The sequence below is a fragment of the Hypericibacter terrae genome (assembly GCF_008728855.1).
GTDB classification, from domain to species: domain Bacteria; phylum Pseudomonadota; class Alphaproteobacteria; order Dongiales; family Dongiaceae; genus Hypericibacter; species Hypericibacter terrae.
Genome location: NZ_CP042906.1, coordinates 1,040,013 through 1,054,123, shown reverse-complemented (window position 1 = coordinate 1,054,123; position 14,111 = coordinate 1,040,013). Strand labels below are relative to the sequence as shown.

Sequence of the window (14,111 nt, the reverse complement as noted above, 5' to 3'; positions counted from 1 at the left end):
GACAGACAAGGCGAACGCCATGGCCATCACCAAGCCCAAGAGCGCGACGACGAAGAAGGTGGTGAGCGCGTTCCCGGCGCGCCGGTCCGAACCCGTTCCCATGCGCCTCTTCATCCGCGACCTGGTGCTGTCGGCGCGGATCGGCGTTCATCAACATGAACGGGTCGCCAACCAGCGGATCCGCCTCAATCTCGAGCTCGAGGTGGAAGCTGATGGGCCGATCAATGACGAGCTGGAGAACACGGTCTGTTATGGCGAATTGATGACAGGAATCCGTCATGTGGTCGGCAACGGCCATGTGAATCTGGTCGAGACGCTGTGCGAGCGGATCGCCGACATGTGCTTTGCCGATCGCCGCGTGCTGAATGCCAAAGTGCGGATCGAAAAACTCGATGTTTTTCCCGAAGCCTTGAGCGTCGGGATCGAGGTGGAGCGCCGCAGACCGGGCCATTGAGCGGCGGCGCCGGTCGTTAACCTGCAGCGCCAATACAACCCGCAGGATATTTGGATCTGCATACTCCGGGATGCGAGGCCCCTGCTGAACCCCTTGAAATGCCGGAACTATTGGTTAAAGGCTTGACAGGGGTTCCGGGGGTCCGAGTTGTGCACAGCGGGCGGGAGCGCAAATTGGGCTTGCAACCGCGCCTGCGGCCGAGCCGGGCCTTCATCAAGAGTTCATGCAAATATTTATTTTTGTAGCTTGATTTCAACCAGTTACGATTTATGCCTATTTTATAGGCAATGACGTGAAAGGGACGGATTCGCTGGCTCGAACCCTAAGCCGGCCCCCATTATCAACAGCGTTATGCACCGATTCCGTGGATATCTGAGAGCGCCCCAGGATTCCCGCGCGATTCCTTCGCCAGAGGACCTCGCCGACCGAGACAGGCGCCATGAAGCCTGACCGCCCGGACGACACGCCGGACCCCGCAACGGGACGCAACCCGTTGGCGCGCGAAGCCGCCGATCCCGCTGCGCCGACGCCCAGACGCGCGCGAGCGCCCAGCCTCGCCGAAGGCGTCGCGCTGCTCGAAGCCCATCTCAAGACCCTGCCCTCCTCGCCCGGCGTCTACCGGATGCTGAACGCCGCCGGCGACGCGCTCTATGTCGGCAAAGCGCGCAACCTGAAGCGTCGCGTCACCTCCTACACCCAGACCGACCGCCTGCCGATGCGCCTCAAGCGCATGGTGGCCGAGACACAGAGCCTCGAAGTGGTGGTGACGCACACCGAGGTGGAAGCGCTGCTGCTCGAGAGCAATCTCGTGAAGCGGATGCGGCCCCGCTACAACGTCCAGCTTCGCGACGACAAAAGCTTTCCTTACATCCTTGTGACAGCCGATCATCCGGCGCCGCAGATTACCAAGCATCGGGGCGCACGCTCGCGGCCGGGCGAGTATTTCGGACCCTTCGCCTCGGCAGGCGCGGTCAACCGCACTTTGACCGCGCTGCAGCGGGCCTTCCTGCTGCGCTCCTGCTCCGACAGCGTCTATAGCGCGCGGACCCGGCCCTGCCTGCTCTACCAGATCAAGCGCTGCTCGGCGCCCTGCGTCGGCCGGATCAACCAGGCCGACTATGCGGAGCTGGTGGCGGAAGCCCATGATTTCCTGTCCGGCCAGAGCCGCGCCGTGCAGCAGCGCCTGGCCCTGGCCATGCAGGGCGCCAGCGAGGCGCTCGATTTCGAGACCGCCGCCAAGCTGCGCGACCGTATCCGCGCGCTGGCCCAGGTGCAGGCGCACCAGGACATCAATGTCGAGGATATCGACGAGGCCGACGTCATCGCCGCGCATCAGGCGGGCGGCCAGACCTGCATTCAGGTGTTCTTCTTCCGCGCCGGCTCGAACTATGGCAACCGCGCCTATTACCCGTCGCATGACCGCGAGACGGCGCTCGAGGAGGTGCTGGCGGCCTTCATCGGCCTGTTCTACGAGAACAAGACGCCGCCGCGGCTGATCCTGCTCAGCGACAAGCCCGCCGAGGAAGAGCTGCTCGCGGAGGCGCTGACCGTGTCGGCCGGCCGCAAAGTCGAGCTGCTGGTGCCCCAGCGCGGCTCGAAGCGGCGCGTGATCGACCATGCGCTCGCCAATGCGCGCGAGGCCCTGGCCCGGCGCATGGCCGAGAATGCGAGCCAGCGCCAGCTGCTGGACGGGGTCGCCCAGGCGCTGGGCCTGGATGCGCCGCCGAACCGCATCGAGGTCTATGACAACAGCCATATCCAGGGCCGCCATGCATACGGCGCCATGATCGTGGCCGGACCCGAAGGCCTCATGAAAAACGCCTACCGCAAATTCGCGATCGTCGGGCCGAAGGGCGGCAGGGACCGGCCCAAGCCCTCGACCGAGCCCGCCGCGCCCGCGACGCTGCATGAACCTTCGCCAGCCTTCCAGCTCGAGAGCGAGCCGACGCCGGCCGAGGCGGTGGCGGCGCTGCCGGCGCCCACGGGCGGCGACGATTACGCCATGATGCGCGAGGTGATGGAGCGCCGCTTCGCCCGGGCGCTGAGGGAAGATCCGGAGCGCGAGCGCGGGACCTGGCCCGACCTGGTCATGCTCGATGGCGGCCAGGGGCAGCTCAATTCGGCGCTCGCGGTCTTTGCCGAGCTCGGCATCGACGACGTGGCGATTGTCGCGATTGCCAAAGGTCCCGACCGCGATGCCGGCCGCGAGCGGTTCTTCATGCCGGGCAAGCCGCCCTTCAGCCTCGAGCCCAAGGATCCGGTGCTCTATTTCCTGCAGCGTCTGCGCGACGAGGCCCATCGCTTCGCCATCGGCACCCATCGCGCCAAGCGGTCGAAGCAGATCGGCCATTCGCTGCTGGACGAGGTCGCCGGCATCGGCGCCAAGCGCAAGAAGGCGCTCCTGCTGCATTTCGGATCGGCGCAGGCGGTGGCGCGCGCTGGCCTGACCGACCTGACCCAGGTCGCCGGCATCAATGAAGCGGTCGCCAAGAAGATTTACGACCATTTCCACGGCCAATAAGGCGTTCCGGGACGCGCGCAGGAGGGTTCAGGGCTGCGCCGGGGCGGCCATGACAAAACCGGTGCCAGCCCCTAAACTCCCCCCGCCCGCCGACCCCGCCGGGGCGATTCGGAATTCCCGTCATAAATTTGTCGATTCAACGTCATGATCACCAGCCTGCCCAACCTTCTGACACTCTCGCGGATCGTCGCCATCCCGCTCCTGGTGGCGCTGCTCTATCTCCCGGGCGATGTCTGGCGCTGGGCTGCCTGCGCGGTCTATGCGGTCGCCTGCATCACCGACTATTTCGACGGCCATCTGGCGCGCAGCTGGAGCCAGACCTCGGCGCTGGGCCGCTTCCTCGACCCGATCGCCGACAAGCTGCTGGTGGCCGCCGCCATCGTGGTGATGACGGCGCTGGGCTATATCTCGGGCTGGACCGTGCTCGCCGGCGTGGTGATCCTGTGCCGCGAGATCCTGGTCTCGGGCCTGCGCGAATTCCTGGCCGAGCTGCGGGTCGGCGTGCCGGTCTCGATGCTGGCCAAGTGGAAGACCACGGTGCAGATGGTGGCGCTGGGATTCCTGATCCTCGGCGATGCCGGCCCCGCCGCCCTGCCGATCCGCCTCATCGGCGAGATCGGGTTCTGGGTCGCGGCCCTGCTGACGCTCGTCACCGGCTATGATTACCTGGTCACGGGCCTGCGCCATATGCAGAGCGAGGGCGAGGGCTCGCGATGAAAGTGATGGGCCTCGCCGGCTGGAGCGGCAGCGGCAAGACCACCTTGATGATGCGCCTGCTGCCCGAGCTGATCGGGCGCGGCCTCACGGTTTCGACCATGAAGCATGCCCATCACAACTTCGATATCGACCAGCCCGGCAAGGACTCCTATGTCCATCGCTCGGCAGGAGCGACGGAAGTCGTGGTGTCCTCGATCAATCGCTGGGCCCTGATGCATGAGAATCGCGGCGGGCCGGAACCGAGCGCGGCCGAGCTGATGCGGCAGATGACGCCGGTCGATCTGCTGCTGATCGAGGGCTTCAAGCGCGAGTCCCATCCCAAGCTCGAGGTCTATCGCCGGGCTAATGGCAAGCCCCTGCTCCATCCCGAGGATGCGCATATCGTCGCGGTCGCCAGCGACGGCCCCCTGCCGGAGGTGACGCTGCCGGTGCTGGCGCTGAACGACACCCGGATGATCGCAGATTTCATCCTGGATTATTGCGGGCTGACGGCGCGCCGACCGGCCGGATGACCCCGTCGCTCGATCGCGATTGCTTTTCCAACAGCGAGCCGCTGATGCCGCTCGAGACGGCCCTGGCGCTGCTGCGCCAGCGCGTCCACTGCGTCGTCGGTACCGAGACGCTGCCGCTCGAAGCGGCGCAGGACCGGATTCTGGCGGCCGATGTCATCGCCGGATTCGACGTGCCCGGCCATGACAATGCCGCCGTGGATGGCTATGCGGTCTATGCGGAAGACCTCGGTCCCCCCGGCGAGACGCGCCTGCCGATCGCGGGTCGTGCCGCCGCCGGCCATCCCTTGAGCCATCCTCAGCCGCGCGGCACCGCCGTGCGCATCTTCACGGGAGCCGCCATGCCGACGGGCCCGGACGGGACGTCCGGCCCCGACACGGTGGCGATGCAGGAGGAGTGCCGGGTCGAGGGCGACAGCGTCGTGATTGGTGCCGGTCTCAAGCGCGGCCAGAACCGGCGCCGGCGCGGCGAGGACGTCACCGCCGGCCGCAAGATTCTCGAAGCCGGGACCCGGTTGCGTCCCCAGGAGATCGGCCTCGCCGCGGCCGCGGGACAGGCCCGGCTCGCCTTGCGGACCCGGCTGCGGGTGGCGCTGTTCTCGACCGGCGACGAATTGGCGGAGCCGGGACAGCCGCTGAGCAGCGGCACGATCCACGATTCCAACCGCTATATCCTCGGCGCCCTGCTGCGCCAGAGCGGTGCTTCGGTCAGCGATCTCGGCATCCTGCCGGACCGGCCCGACGCGGTGCGGCTCGCGCTGCAGGTCGCGGCACGCGATCACGATCTGCTGCTGACCTCGGGCGGCGTCTCGACCGGCGAGGAAGATCACATCAAGGCGGCGATCGCCACAATGGGGCGGCTGCATTTCTGGCGCCTGGCAATCAAGCCCGGCCGGCCCGTGGCCCTGGGCCAGATCGATGCGGGCGGACGCGCGGTCCCCTTCGTCGGCCTGCCGGGGAATCCGGTGGCCGCCATGGTCACTTATCTGCGGATCGCGCGGCCCTTGATCCTGGGGCTGATGGGGGCCACGGATCTGGAGCCGGTGCGCTACCGCCTGCCCGCCGCCTTCTCCCTGCGCAAGAAGCGCGACCGGCGCGAATTCCTGCGCGGCTGGATCGAGACCGATGCGACCGGAAAACAAGCGGTGCAGCGCTTCGAGCGCGAAGGCTCCGGTATCCTCACCTCGATGACGACGGCCACGGGGCTGGTCGAGATCGCCGAGGAAGTGACCGCGGTGGCGCCGGGCGACCTGATCGATTTCCTCCCCTTCAGCGATCTGCGATGACGATCTCTCCGGTCAAGCCGCTCTTCACCATGATGGCCGCCTACAATCAATGGGCCAACCGGCGGCTCTTTGGCGCGGCCTCGACGATTCCCGATCGCGATTACCGTGCCGATCGCGGCGCCTTCTTCGGCTCTCTGCACGGCACCTTCAATCACCTTCTGGTCGGCGATCTCATCTGGATGCGGCGCTTCACCGGCGAGGGCGAGGCGCCGGCCGGGCTCGATGTCATCGTCCATCACGATCTCGCCGATCTGCGCCAGGCCCGGGAGACGCTTGACCGTCGGATCATTCTCTATATGGGCGGTTTGACGGACACGGCACTCGGCGCCACGATCCGCTACCGCTCCACCCGCAGCCCGGCCGAACTCGAGCAGGAACTGGCACCGCTGCTGCTTCATTTCTTCAATCACCAGACTCATCATCGCGGCCAGGCCCACACGCTGGTCACCGAAATCGCCGGCGAAGCGCCGTCGCTCGATCTCCTGATCTACCAGCGCGAGACCGGCGTCAGCATGATCGAGGGCGCCGGCGGCGATTTCTCGAAGCCCGAAAAGCGCCCCTGAGCAGGCCATGCGGCCCGTTGCAGCGGGCTGAGCCACAAACTCGCCACATCGCAGGGGTTGCGAAACACCCTCGGCCTCGATATTTGCCCTTAAGAGAATGTTGTGCGTTCGTAAACCGAAGCGGGGATGCGCTTCGGACAGTGATGGTTATCGGCTGATCACAACGGGCCGCAGCGATCGAATTCAGTCTCGTTCCGATCAGGATCGCTGATCCATGTCCCTCGAACGACCCCAGCTCGACCCGACGCTTCTCGGTCCGACGCCGCCCTTCGGCACCGGGCGGGATCGGGGTGGAGAAAGGCTGCGCCTGTCGGCGCCGCCGGCCGATGCGGAGCCTTCGCGGACAGGCGCGATGATCTTCACGCTCTGCTGCTGCTTTCTCGCCTTTGTCGGCGGCGCCTACGTGGTGCTGGACAAGCTGCCGCCCTATGGCCTGCTGAAGGACGCCTACAGCGCCGGCATGGCGCTCTATGACAAGGCGATTCACTACCAGGAGCCGCTGCAGACCGATCTCTGGGCCGATGCGCGCAGCGAGCAGCGCGGCGTGACCGTCGCCGACAGCGGCAAGGCCTTCCCCGGCTTCACGCTCTACAGCTCCGGCCACGATGCCGCCGCCTATCTGATCGATATGAACGGCCGCATCGTCCATGAATGGCGCCTGCCCTTCAGCCAGGTGTGGGATTCGAGCTCGGTCGTGGCGAAGCCGCGGCCCGACAGCTTCGTCAGCTTCGACAAGGTCCATCTGTTCCCCAACGGCGATATCCTGGCCGTCTACAGCGGCGTCGGCGATACGCCCTGGGGCCTGGGGCTGGTGAAGATGACCAAGGATTCGAAGGTCATCTGGAAATATCTCGACCGCGTCCATCACGATGTCGAAGTCGGCGCGGACGGACGGATCTATACCCTCACTCACCGGCTCCGCGACCAGCCGGTCGGCAGCATGCCCCAGCTCGAGACGCCGATGCTGGAGGATTTCCTCGTGGTCCTCTCGCCCGACGGAAAGGTGGAGCAGAAGATCTCGCTCCTGGACGCGATGGCGGCCTCGCCCTATCGCAAGTTCCTCGCGGCCCTGTCCGACTATGGCCGCCAGGATCCGCTCCATGCCAACGCCGCCAAGCCCATCGACGCGAAAGCCGCCGATGCGCCGGCCGCGTGGCAGGCGGGCGACGTGCTGCTCTCCTTCCGCGAGGCAAGCCTGCTCGCGGTGCTCGATCCGCGCCAGGGCCGCTTCGTCTGGGCTGCGCGCGGGCCCTGGCTGGGACAGCATGATCCGTCGCTGCTGGCGAACGGCCATCTTCTGATGTTCGACAATCTCGGCAATGTCGGTCCGCTGGGCAGCTCGCGCCTGCTGGAAATCGATCCCGCCGACATGACCATCGCCTGGGAATATGACGGCGCGGCAGGCCATCCGCTCGAGAGCGTGCTGCGATCCAACGTGCAGCGCCTGCCCGATGGCAACAGCCTGATCACGGAATCCGACGGCGGCCGTCTCGTCGAAGTCACGGCGCAGGGCGAGATCGCCTGGGAATACATGAATCCGGTGCGGGGCGGATCTGCCGACCGGCGCATTCCGATCGTCACCGGGGGCGCGCGCTTCACGGCCGACCAGGTCGGCGGCTGGCTCGCGCCGCAATAGAAGGGGAACCGTACGGCTCAAGAGAAACTGATCAAGCAAGGAGATTGGGAATGAACAAGCTTATCGTCGCCGTCGCGGTCATCCTCGGGGCTGCGACCCTCGCCCAGCCCGCCTTCGCTTATGTCGGCCCCGGCGCGGGCCTCAGCCTGCTGGGCGCGCTCTGGGGCCTGCTCCTCGCCCTCTTCGCCGCCATCGGATTCGTCGTGGCCTGGCCGGTCCGGCGCTGGCTGAAGCGCCGCCGCAAACCGGACGCACAATCCGATCCCCGCCCGACCGTCATTGCCGGGTCGGAGGTTCGCCGCACCCCCCAGCACCGCTGATCGTCACATTGGACGGAGGAGTCGCTCATGGGCGCGCTCGATTGGCCGGGACTGGCCTTCGGCTGGCTCGACCAGATGATGCAGGCGCTGCCGGCCCCCGGTCGTCTGGCGCTCTGGGCGATGATCGCGGCCGCGCTCTCGATGGCGATCTATCGCTTCGCCTCGCCGCAAGCCCGGATCGTCCGGGCGCAGAGCGACGCGCTGGCCGCGCGCCGCGCGCTCGACGGCTATGACGGCGAGTTCGCCGAGGCCTGGCCGCTGATCCGCAACCTGCTGAAGACGGCCCTGCGGCGCATCGGGCTGGTGCTGCCGGGTGTGCTGCTGGCGATGCTGCCGATCCTCGCCCTGCTGGCCTGGCTCTCGACCAGCTATGGCTACCGCTTCCCTGACAATGACACCGCGGTGGACGTGGCCGCCTCGCCCGCCGCCGCCGGTGTCGCCGCGGAACTCTCGGTCGTGCCGCATCAGGCGATGCGGCCCGAACAGCATCGCCTCCTGCTGCGCGACCCCAGCGGCGCGGTCGCGACCTCGATTCCCTTGCCGAAGCCGGTGCCGGTCGTGGAGAAGCGGCGCTGGTGGCACGCGCTGGTCGGCAATCCCGCGGGCTATCTTCCCGCCGACAGCGCCGTCGACCGTGTCGAGATCGCACTGCCGGCCCAGGAAATGCTGCGGATGGGACCCGCCTGGCTGCGCGGCTGGGAGCCGCTGTTCTTCGCGGTCATGCTGAGCGCTTCCCTGGCCATCAAGCGCGTCTGGCGGATCGCATGAGCGATCGCCCGGCCGCGGGCGACCGCCTCGCCAGCTTCAAGGTGGCGGGGTGGATGGATGCGCTCGGCACCGTCCTGTGCCAGCGCAGCGCCGTGATGCGCGCCGCCGCAGGCTGGGAAAGCCGCCTGCTGCGCGACCGGCTGGATCGCCAGCCGATCACCGCCCCGGTCTGGATCACCGGCCTCGCCCGCAGCGGCTCGACCATGCTGCTCGAGCTTCTGGCCTCGCACCCGCAGCTCGCCAGCCACCGCTATCGCGATTTCCCGCCGGTGCTGACTCCCTATCTCTGGAACCGCCTCCTGGGATTCATGCCGCTGAAGGCGGAGACGCCGGCGGAGCGGGCCCATCACGACGGAATCATGGTGACCTCGGACAGCCCGGAAGCCTTCGAAGAGCCGGCCTGGATGGCCTTCTTTCCCGATCTCCATGACGCGGCGCGTTCGGCCCTGCTGGATGCGCGCGTCGACGAGCCCGCCTTCGAGAACTTCCTGCGCGACCATTTGCGCAAGCTGATGCTGGTGCGCGACCGGCCCCGCTATCTCGCCAAGGCCAATTACGACAGCACGCGCCATGGCTATCTGCTGAAGCTCTTTCCCGACGCGCGCTTCGTCGTGCCGATCCGCGAGCCGCTCTGGCATGTGGCCTCGTTGATGAAACAGCATCGGCTGTTCTGCGACGCGCAGACGCGCTACCCGGCCGCCAGGCGGCATCTGGCCCGCGCCGGCCATTTCGAGTTCGGGCTCGATCGCCGGCCGATCCATTGCGGCAATGCCGACGCGACCGCGGAGATCCGGGCGCTGTGGCAGGCCGGCTGCGAGGCGGAAGGCTGGGCCCTGCAATGGGCCGAGCTCTATGGGCTGATGGCCAAGGAGATCGAGACCGACGACGCGCTGGCGAGCGCGATCCTGATCGTCCGCTACGAGGATCTCGTGGCGGCGCCGCGGGAAACGGTTGGCGGCATCCTGACGCATGCGGATCTCGAGCCCGACGATGCGCTGCTGCGCCAGGCGGAGGAGCGACTGCGCAAGCCGGATTATTACCGGCTGAAATTTTCGCCGGCCGAAGTCGGGACCGTTCGTGAACGAACCGCCACCGTGGCGAGCGTCTTCGGTTACGCGTGAGACGCGGCCCGGCTCGCTGTCGCACCGATGCTGCACTGCGGCAGCGTGACGATCGCGTAACGCACCGCCCTCGCATCATCACAGAGAAATCACCTGAGATCGGCAGCACTGCCACATTCCGGCCATCGATCCGCAGTTGAATGGGGACGCCCTATCGATGACGACCGCGTTCCTTCCGCTGCCCCTTGGATCCATCGGACTTCGATCCCATCGGGCCGATCTCCACCGGAAGGACGCGAACAACACCGAGGCAGGAGTGCGCCGATGACCGATCATAGCCCCTCCCTGTTGCCGAGCTTCGCCGACGACCAGAACGAGGCCGGCCATGCCATGCCGCTCCCCACGATCTCGCTTCCGGCCGTCTCCGCTCCCGTCATTCGCCACGTCACGGTCTCGAAACGGGTCCGCCCCGGCGCGACGATCGAACGGGCGAATCGCTCGGGCCTCTGGCTTGCCGCCACCGGCCGCTGGATGGACCGCAGCTTTGACCCCGCCGGCGCTGAGGCTATTCGCCAGAACTACCGCGCCCTGCCCGCGGCGGCGGACGAGGACGACGAGCCCTGATCCTCAGAGACTGGTCGCGCCGGGGCCGAGGGGCTAATCTGGCCTCATGAAACTGCTCTATTTTGCCTTGTTCCGCGCCCGGATCGGCTGCGGCGAAGAGGAATTGGCGCCGCCCGCCGAGGTCAAGACGGTGGGGGCCCTGGTCGATTGGCTGGCCCAGCGCGGCCCCGGCTATCGCGCGGCGCTGGCCGACCGGAAGCTGGTGCGCGTCGCGGTCAATCAAGACTATGTCGATTTCGACCATCCGGTCGCGGCCAACGACGAGGTCGCCCTGTTCCCGCCCGTCACCGGCGGCTGAGCGGACGCTGCCATGATCCGTGTCCAACGCGAAGATTTCGATCCCGGCGCCGAGATGGCGACGCTGACGCGCGGCCGCCACGACATCGGAGGGCTTGCTTGCTTCGTCGGGCTCGTGCGCGACATGGCGGGCGACAAGCCGATCGGCGCCATGACGCTCGAGCATTATCCCGGCATGACCGAGAAGAAGCTCGGCGAGATCGAGACCGAAGCGCATCGGCGATGGGCGCTCCAGGGCAGCCTCGTCATTCATCGCTATGGCCGGCTCGAACCCGGCGACCGGATCGTGCTGGTGATCACCGCCTCGGCCCATCGCGCGGCCGCGCTCGAGAGCTGCCAGTTCCTGATCGACTGGCTCAAGACCGACGCGCCTTTCTGGAAGCTCGAAGAGACTCCCGACGGCGGCGAATGGGTGAGCGCGCGCGACAGCGACGACACCGCGAAGAAGCGCTGGCTCTAGTCCCGCGCGTTCTTCTTCTGCCTGCTCCTGGTTTTCCCTGAGTCCGCAACCCGCTTGGGTGACCGGCGTTCCCTGTGCTATGACCGAATCCAATCTTGTCGGCGCGGTCAACGCGCCGTGAAAAATCCAGGGGATACGGCATGACGGATCTCGATCTTTGCTATCTGTCCGCGACCGAAGCGGTACGGCGCTTCAAGACCAAAAAGCTGTCGCCGGTGGAGCTGGTGCGGGCGCTGGTGGAGCGCGCCGAGCGAGTCGAGAGCAAGGTCAATGCTTTTACCTATACCTTCTATGACCGCGCCATCGACCAGGCCAAGAAGGCCGAGGCGAAATATATGCGCACCGACGGCCGCACCCGGCCGCTCGAGGGCCTTGCGATCGTCATCAAGGACGAGACCACCATCAAGGGCGAGCGCACCACCTTCGGCTCGCTGGTGTTCAAGGACAATGTCGACACGGTCACGGCGCCGCCGGCGGAGCTGATCTTCAAGGCGGGCGCCATCATGCTGGCGCGCTCCTGCGCGCCCGAATTCTCCTGCGCGCCGATCACCCACACCAAGCTCTGGGGCACGACCCGCACGCCCTGGAATCTCTATTACACCTCGGGCGGCTCGTCGGGCGGCGCCGGTGCCTCGCTCGCGGCCGGCACCACCACGCTCGCCAATGGCTCCGACATCGGCGGCTCGATCCGCATCCCGGCTTCCGCCTGCGGCGTCTATGGTTTCAAGCCGCCCTATGGCCGCAATCCCGATTCCGGCCCCTTCAATCTCGACTGGTACAACCATGCCGGCCCCATGGCCCGCTCGGTCTCGGACGTGGCGATGCTGCAGAACGTCATGTCGGGCCCGCATCCGCGCGACATCGTGCCGGTGCGCCCGAAGCTGCGCATCCCCGACAAGTTCGAAGGCATCAAGGGCTGGCGCATCGCGCTCTCGGTCGATCTCGATTTCTACGAGGTCGACAGCGAGGTCGTGGCCAACACCAAGGCCGCGGCGGCCGCCCTGCGCGACCTCGGCGCCAAGGTGGAAGAGGTCAAGATCGGCTGGACCAAGGACGTGAATCGCGCCACCTGGGCCCATCTCTCCGGCCTCTTCGGCGCCTGGGTCTCGCGCCTGATCCCCGAGCATGGCCGCAAGATGATGCCCTATACCCGCGAGTTCGCGCGCCGCGCCAAGAAGACGACGCTGGTCGATTTCGTCGAGGGCATGGAGATCGAGAGCGCCATGTATGAGAAGCTGGGCGCGCTGTTCCAGACCTACGACCTGCTGATCTGCCCGACCCTGGCCCTGCCGGCGATCAAGGCCGACGCCGATCTCGGCGATCCGGGCATGAAGATCAACGGCGTCAAGATCGACGGCTATCTCGACTGGTGCATGACGCCGCCCTTCAATGCCATGAGCCGCTGTCCGGTCATGAACGTGCCCTCGGGCTTCGCCAAGTCGGGCGTGCCGACGGGCCTGCAGATCGTCGGGCGTCCCTATGACGATGTCGCCGTGTTCCGCGCCGCGAGCGCCTATGAGCGGCTGCGGCCGATGTATGACAGCGACGACCGCCGGCCGAAGCTGTGAGCGAGAACACCATCAATACGATCTACGACCGCGATGGGAAGCGCCGGGTGATTATTTTTCGGCGTGACGACGGAACTTACGGCTTCGAGGAAGAAAGATTCAGCGACGAGCCGCTCGAAATGGCCTGGATCAGGCTTCGAAAGTACACGGCATCGCTCTTTGCTTCCGCGATCGATGCGGAACGAGACGCACGAGGCCGGGTCGAGTGGCTTGGCAACTCCAGCCCTGAAACCTAGGTACGTGCTATCGGGCCGGCAGATCGTCGGCCGCCCCTATGACGATGTCGCGATGTTCCGCGCCGCCAGCGCCTATGAGCGGTTGCGGCCGATGTATGACAGCGACGACCGCCGGCCGAAGCTCTGAGACCTCGCGTTCAGCCCCGAGCGGACGACCGTTCCCAAAGGGTTTTTGCGGCGGCCGCAAGCAGCACCAGCGCAAGCAGGATCTTGAGGGCCAACACCGGCGCGGCGGCGGCGGCCAATCCGCCGATGAGGCTGCCGAGGATCGAGCCCAATCCCATCGCAATCGTGATGCGCTGCGGACCGCGTCCGCGCGGGATCGCACCGAGCCGCCCGTAGCGCCAGATTCCGATCGCGACGATCGCGAGAGAGATTATCAGGCTCGCGGTCCCCGCAGTTTTAATGTCTGCGCCAAAGACGAACATCAGGCTTGGAATCAAAAGCTCACCGCCAGCCACGCCCAAGAGACTGCTCACCAGCCCGATACCGAGACCCAACAGCATAGCGAGCGGAAGGCGTAGTAGGAGGCCGCCAGGAAGATCGACCGGCTGAAAGGGGAAGAGAACCTCGATCAACAGAAGCCCGCCCAACGCCGCCAGAAGGATCGCAATGGCAGCGATCAAGCGTCCGCTCTTCAAACGCTGGACCAACCCCGCGCCCCAAAAGGCGCTGATCATGCCGCCGACCATCAACCCGACGATCTCCGGCAGATGCTGTTCCAGGGCGCCAGCCGGCACGACATGGCTGCGAAACAGCAGGGCCGCCGCCAGTGTGGTCAGACTGACGATCAGGTTGAGCGGGATCGACGCCTTCGCCGGAAAGCCGATGACGTGCATCAGCACCGGCAGGCGAAACTCGCCGCCGCCGAGCCCGATCAGGCCGGCGAGAGCGCCGATCGGCGCCGAATAAGCAAAGGCCCTCTGAGCGTAGGGGCAACCGAGCGCCGTGCGCATGTTTCGTCTCGCGAACGATATATGCCGTCAAGCATATCGGCTCGCGACTTCTCGTGCGAGAAAAACAAGCGAATGGGTCGTTTCTCTGTTGGAACGCCGCCCTTGGCCTGGGGTGGGCGTTCTGGGACGTTCGGC

Annotated in this window: 17 protein-coding genes; 16 read left to right on the top strand and 1 reads right to left on the bottom strand. The window is 66.6% G+C overall.

Annotated features, from left to right (window positions below; all coding sequences use genetic code 11):
* Nucleotides 1-19: 19 nt before the first annotated feature.
* From folB to FRZ44_RS27490, 16 genes are all read left to right on the top strand, one after another.
* Entirely contained in the window at nt 20-454 is a 435-nt protein-coding gene (gene folB / locus FRZ44_RS04935) for a dihydroneopterin aldolase (protein ID WP_191908422.1), read from the top strand.
* A gap of 439 nt (nt 455-893) precedes the next feature.
* Nucleotides 894-2,975 carry an excinuclease ABC subunit UvrC gene (uvrC, locus tag FRZ44_RS04930; RefSeq protein ID WP_151176129.1) on the top strand — a complete coding sequence of 694 codons (2,082 nt, stop codon included), beginning with the start codon at nt 894-896 and terminating at the stop codon, nt 2,973-2,975.
* Between the two features lie 144 nt (nt 2,976-3,119).
* Nucleotides 3,120-3,692 carry a CDP-diacylglycerol--glycerol-3-phosphate 3-phosphatidyltransferase gene (gene pgsA, locus FRZ44_RS04925; protein WP_151176128.1) on the top strand — a complete coding sequence of 191 codons (573 nt, stop codon included), beginning with the start codon at nt 3,120-3,122 and terminating at the stop codon, nt 3,690-3,692.
* Nucleotides 3,689-4,204 carry a molybdopterin-guanine dinucleotide biosynthesis protein B gene (mobB, locus tag FRZ44_RS04920; protein WP_151176127.1) on the top strand — a complete coding sequence of 172 codons (516 nt, stop codon included), beginning with the start codon at nt 3,689-3,691 and terminating at the stop codon, nt 4,202-4,204. Before pgsA ends, mobB begins: the two co-directional genes overlap by 4 nt.
* Nucleotides 4,201-5,487 carry a molybdopterin molybdotransferase MoeA gene (locus tag FRZ44_RS04915; RefSeq protein ID WP_151176126.1) on the top strand — a complete coding sequence of 429 codons (1,287 nt, stop codon included), beginning with the start codon at nt 4,201-4,203 and terminating at the stop codon, nt 5,485-5,487. Before mobB ends, FRZ44_RS04915 begins: the two co-directional genes overlap by 4 nt.
* The gene (locus tag FRZ44_RS04910) at nt 5,484-6,050 is read left to right on the top strand and encodes a DinB family protein (protein ID WP_151176125.1); all 567 of its coding nucleotides are present in this window, start codon (nt 5,484-5,486) and stop codon (nt 6,048-6,050) included. Before FRZ44_RS04915 ends, FRZ44_RS04910 begins: the two co-directional genes overlap by 4 nt.
* Before the next feature lie 214 nt (nt 6,051-6,264).
* Nucleotides 6,265-7,686: an arylsulfotransferase family protein gene (locus tag FRZ44_RS04905; RefSeq protein WP_151176124.1), complete on the top strand. Its 1,422-nt coding sequence runs from the start codon at nt 6,265-6,267 to the stop codon at nt 7,684-7,686.
* A gap of 50 nt (nt 7,687-7,736) precedes the next feature.
* Nucleotides 7,737-8,006, top strand: a complete 270-nt coding sequence (locus tag FRZ44_RS04900; RefSeq protein WP_151176123.1) for a hypothetical protein — start codon at nt 7,737-7,739, stop codon at nt 8,004-8,006.
* A gap of 27 nt (nt 8,007-8,033) precedes the next feature.
* Nucleotides 8,034-8,774 carry a hypothetical protein gene (locus FRZ44_RS04895; protein WP_151176122.1) on the top strand — a complete coding sequence of 247 codons (741 nt, stop codon included), beginning with the start codon at nt 8,034-8,036 and terminating at the stop codon, nt 8,772-8,774.
* Complete coding sequence (locus tag FRZ44_RS04890) at nt 8,771-9,895, top strand: sulfotransferase family protein (protein ID WP_151176121.1); 1,125 nt, start codon at nt 8,771-8,773, stop codon at nt 9,893-9,895. Before FRZ44_RS04895 ends, FRZ44_RS04890 begins: the two co-directional genes overlap by 4 nt.
* Before the next feature lie 264 nt (nt 9,896-10,159).
* Nucleotides 10,160-10,459, top strand: coding sequence for a hypothetical protein (locus tag FRZ44_RS04885; protein ID WP_151176120.1), 300 nt, complete (start codon nt 10,160-10,162; stop codon nt 10,457-10,459).
* A gap of 46 nt (nt 10,460-10,505) precedes the next feature.
* Nucleotides 10,506-10,757, top strand: a complete 252-nt coding sequence (moaD, locus tag FRZ44_RS04880) for a molybdopterin converting factor subunit 1 (protein ID WP_151176119.1) — start codon at nt 10,506-10,508, stop codon at nt 10,755-10,757.
* Nucleotides 10,758-10,769: 12 nt separating this feature from the next.
* Complete coding sequence (locus FRZ44_RS04875) at nt 10,770-11,216, top strand: molybdenum cofactor biosynthesis protein MoaE (protein ID WP_151176118.1); 447 nt, start codon at nt 10,770-10,772, stop codon at nt 11,214-11,216.
* Between the two features lie 140 nt (nt 11,217-11,356).
* Nucleotides 11,357-12,784, top strand: a complete 1,428-nt coding sequence (locus tag FRZ44_RS04870) for an amidase (RefSeq protein WP_151176117.1) — start codon at nt 11,357-11,359, stop codon at nt 12,782-12,784.
* Nucleotides 12,781-13,020 carry a hypothetical protein gene (locus FRZ44_RS04865; RefSeq protein WP_151176116.1) on the top strand — a complete coding sequence of 80 codons (240 nt, stop codon included), beginning with the start codon at nt 12,781-12,783 and terminating at the stop codon, nt 13,018-13,020. The genes FRZ44_RS04870 and FRZ44_RS04865 overlap by 4 nt, the downstream gene beginning before the upstream one ends.
* Nucleotides 13,021-13,024: 4 nt before the next feature.
* Entirely contained in the window at nt 13,025-13,147 is a 123-nt protein-coding gene (locus FRZ44_RS27490; RefSeq protein ID WP_263641909.1) for a hypothetical protein, read from the top strand.
* A 10-nt stretch (nt 13,148-13,157) separates the two neighbouring features.
* Here FRZ44_RS27490 and FRZ44_RS04860 read toward each other — a convergent pair whose 3' ends face one another.
* Nucleotides 13,158-13,976 (bottom strand): sulfite exporter TauE/SafE family protein, encoded by an 819-nt coding sequence (locus FRZ44_RS04860; protein WP_151176115.1) that lies wholly within the window; start codon nt 13,974-13,976, stop codon nt 13,158-13,160.
* Nucleotides 13,977-14,111: the final 135 nt, after the last annotated feature.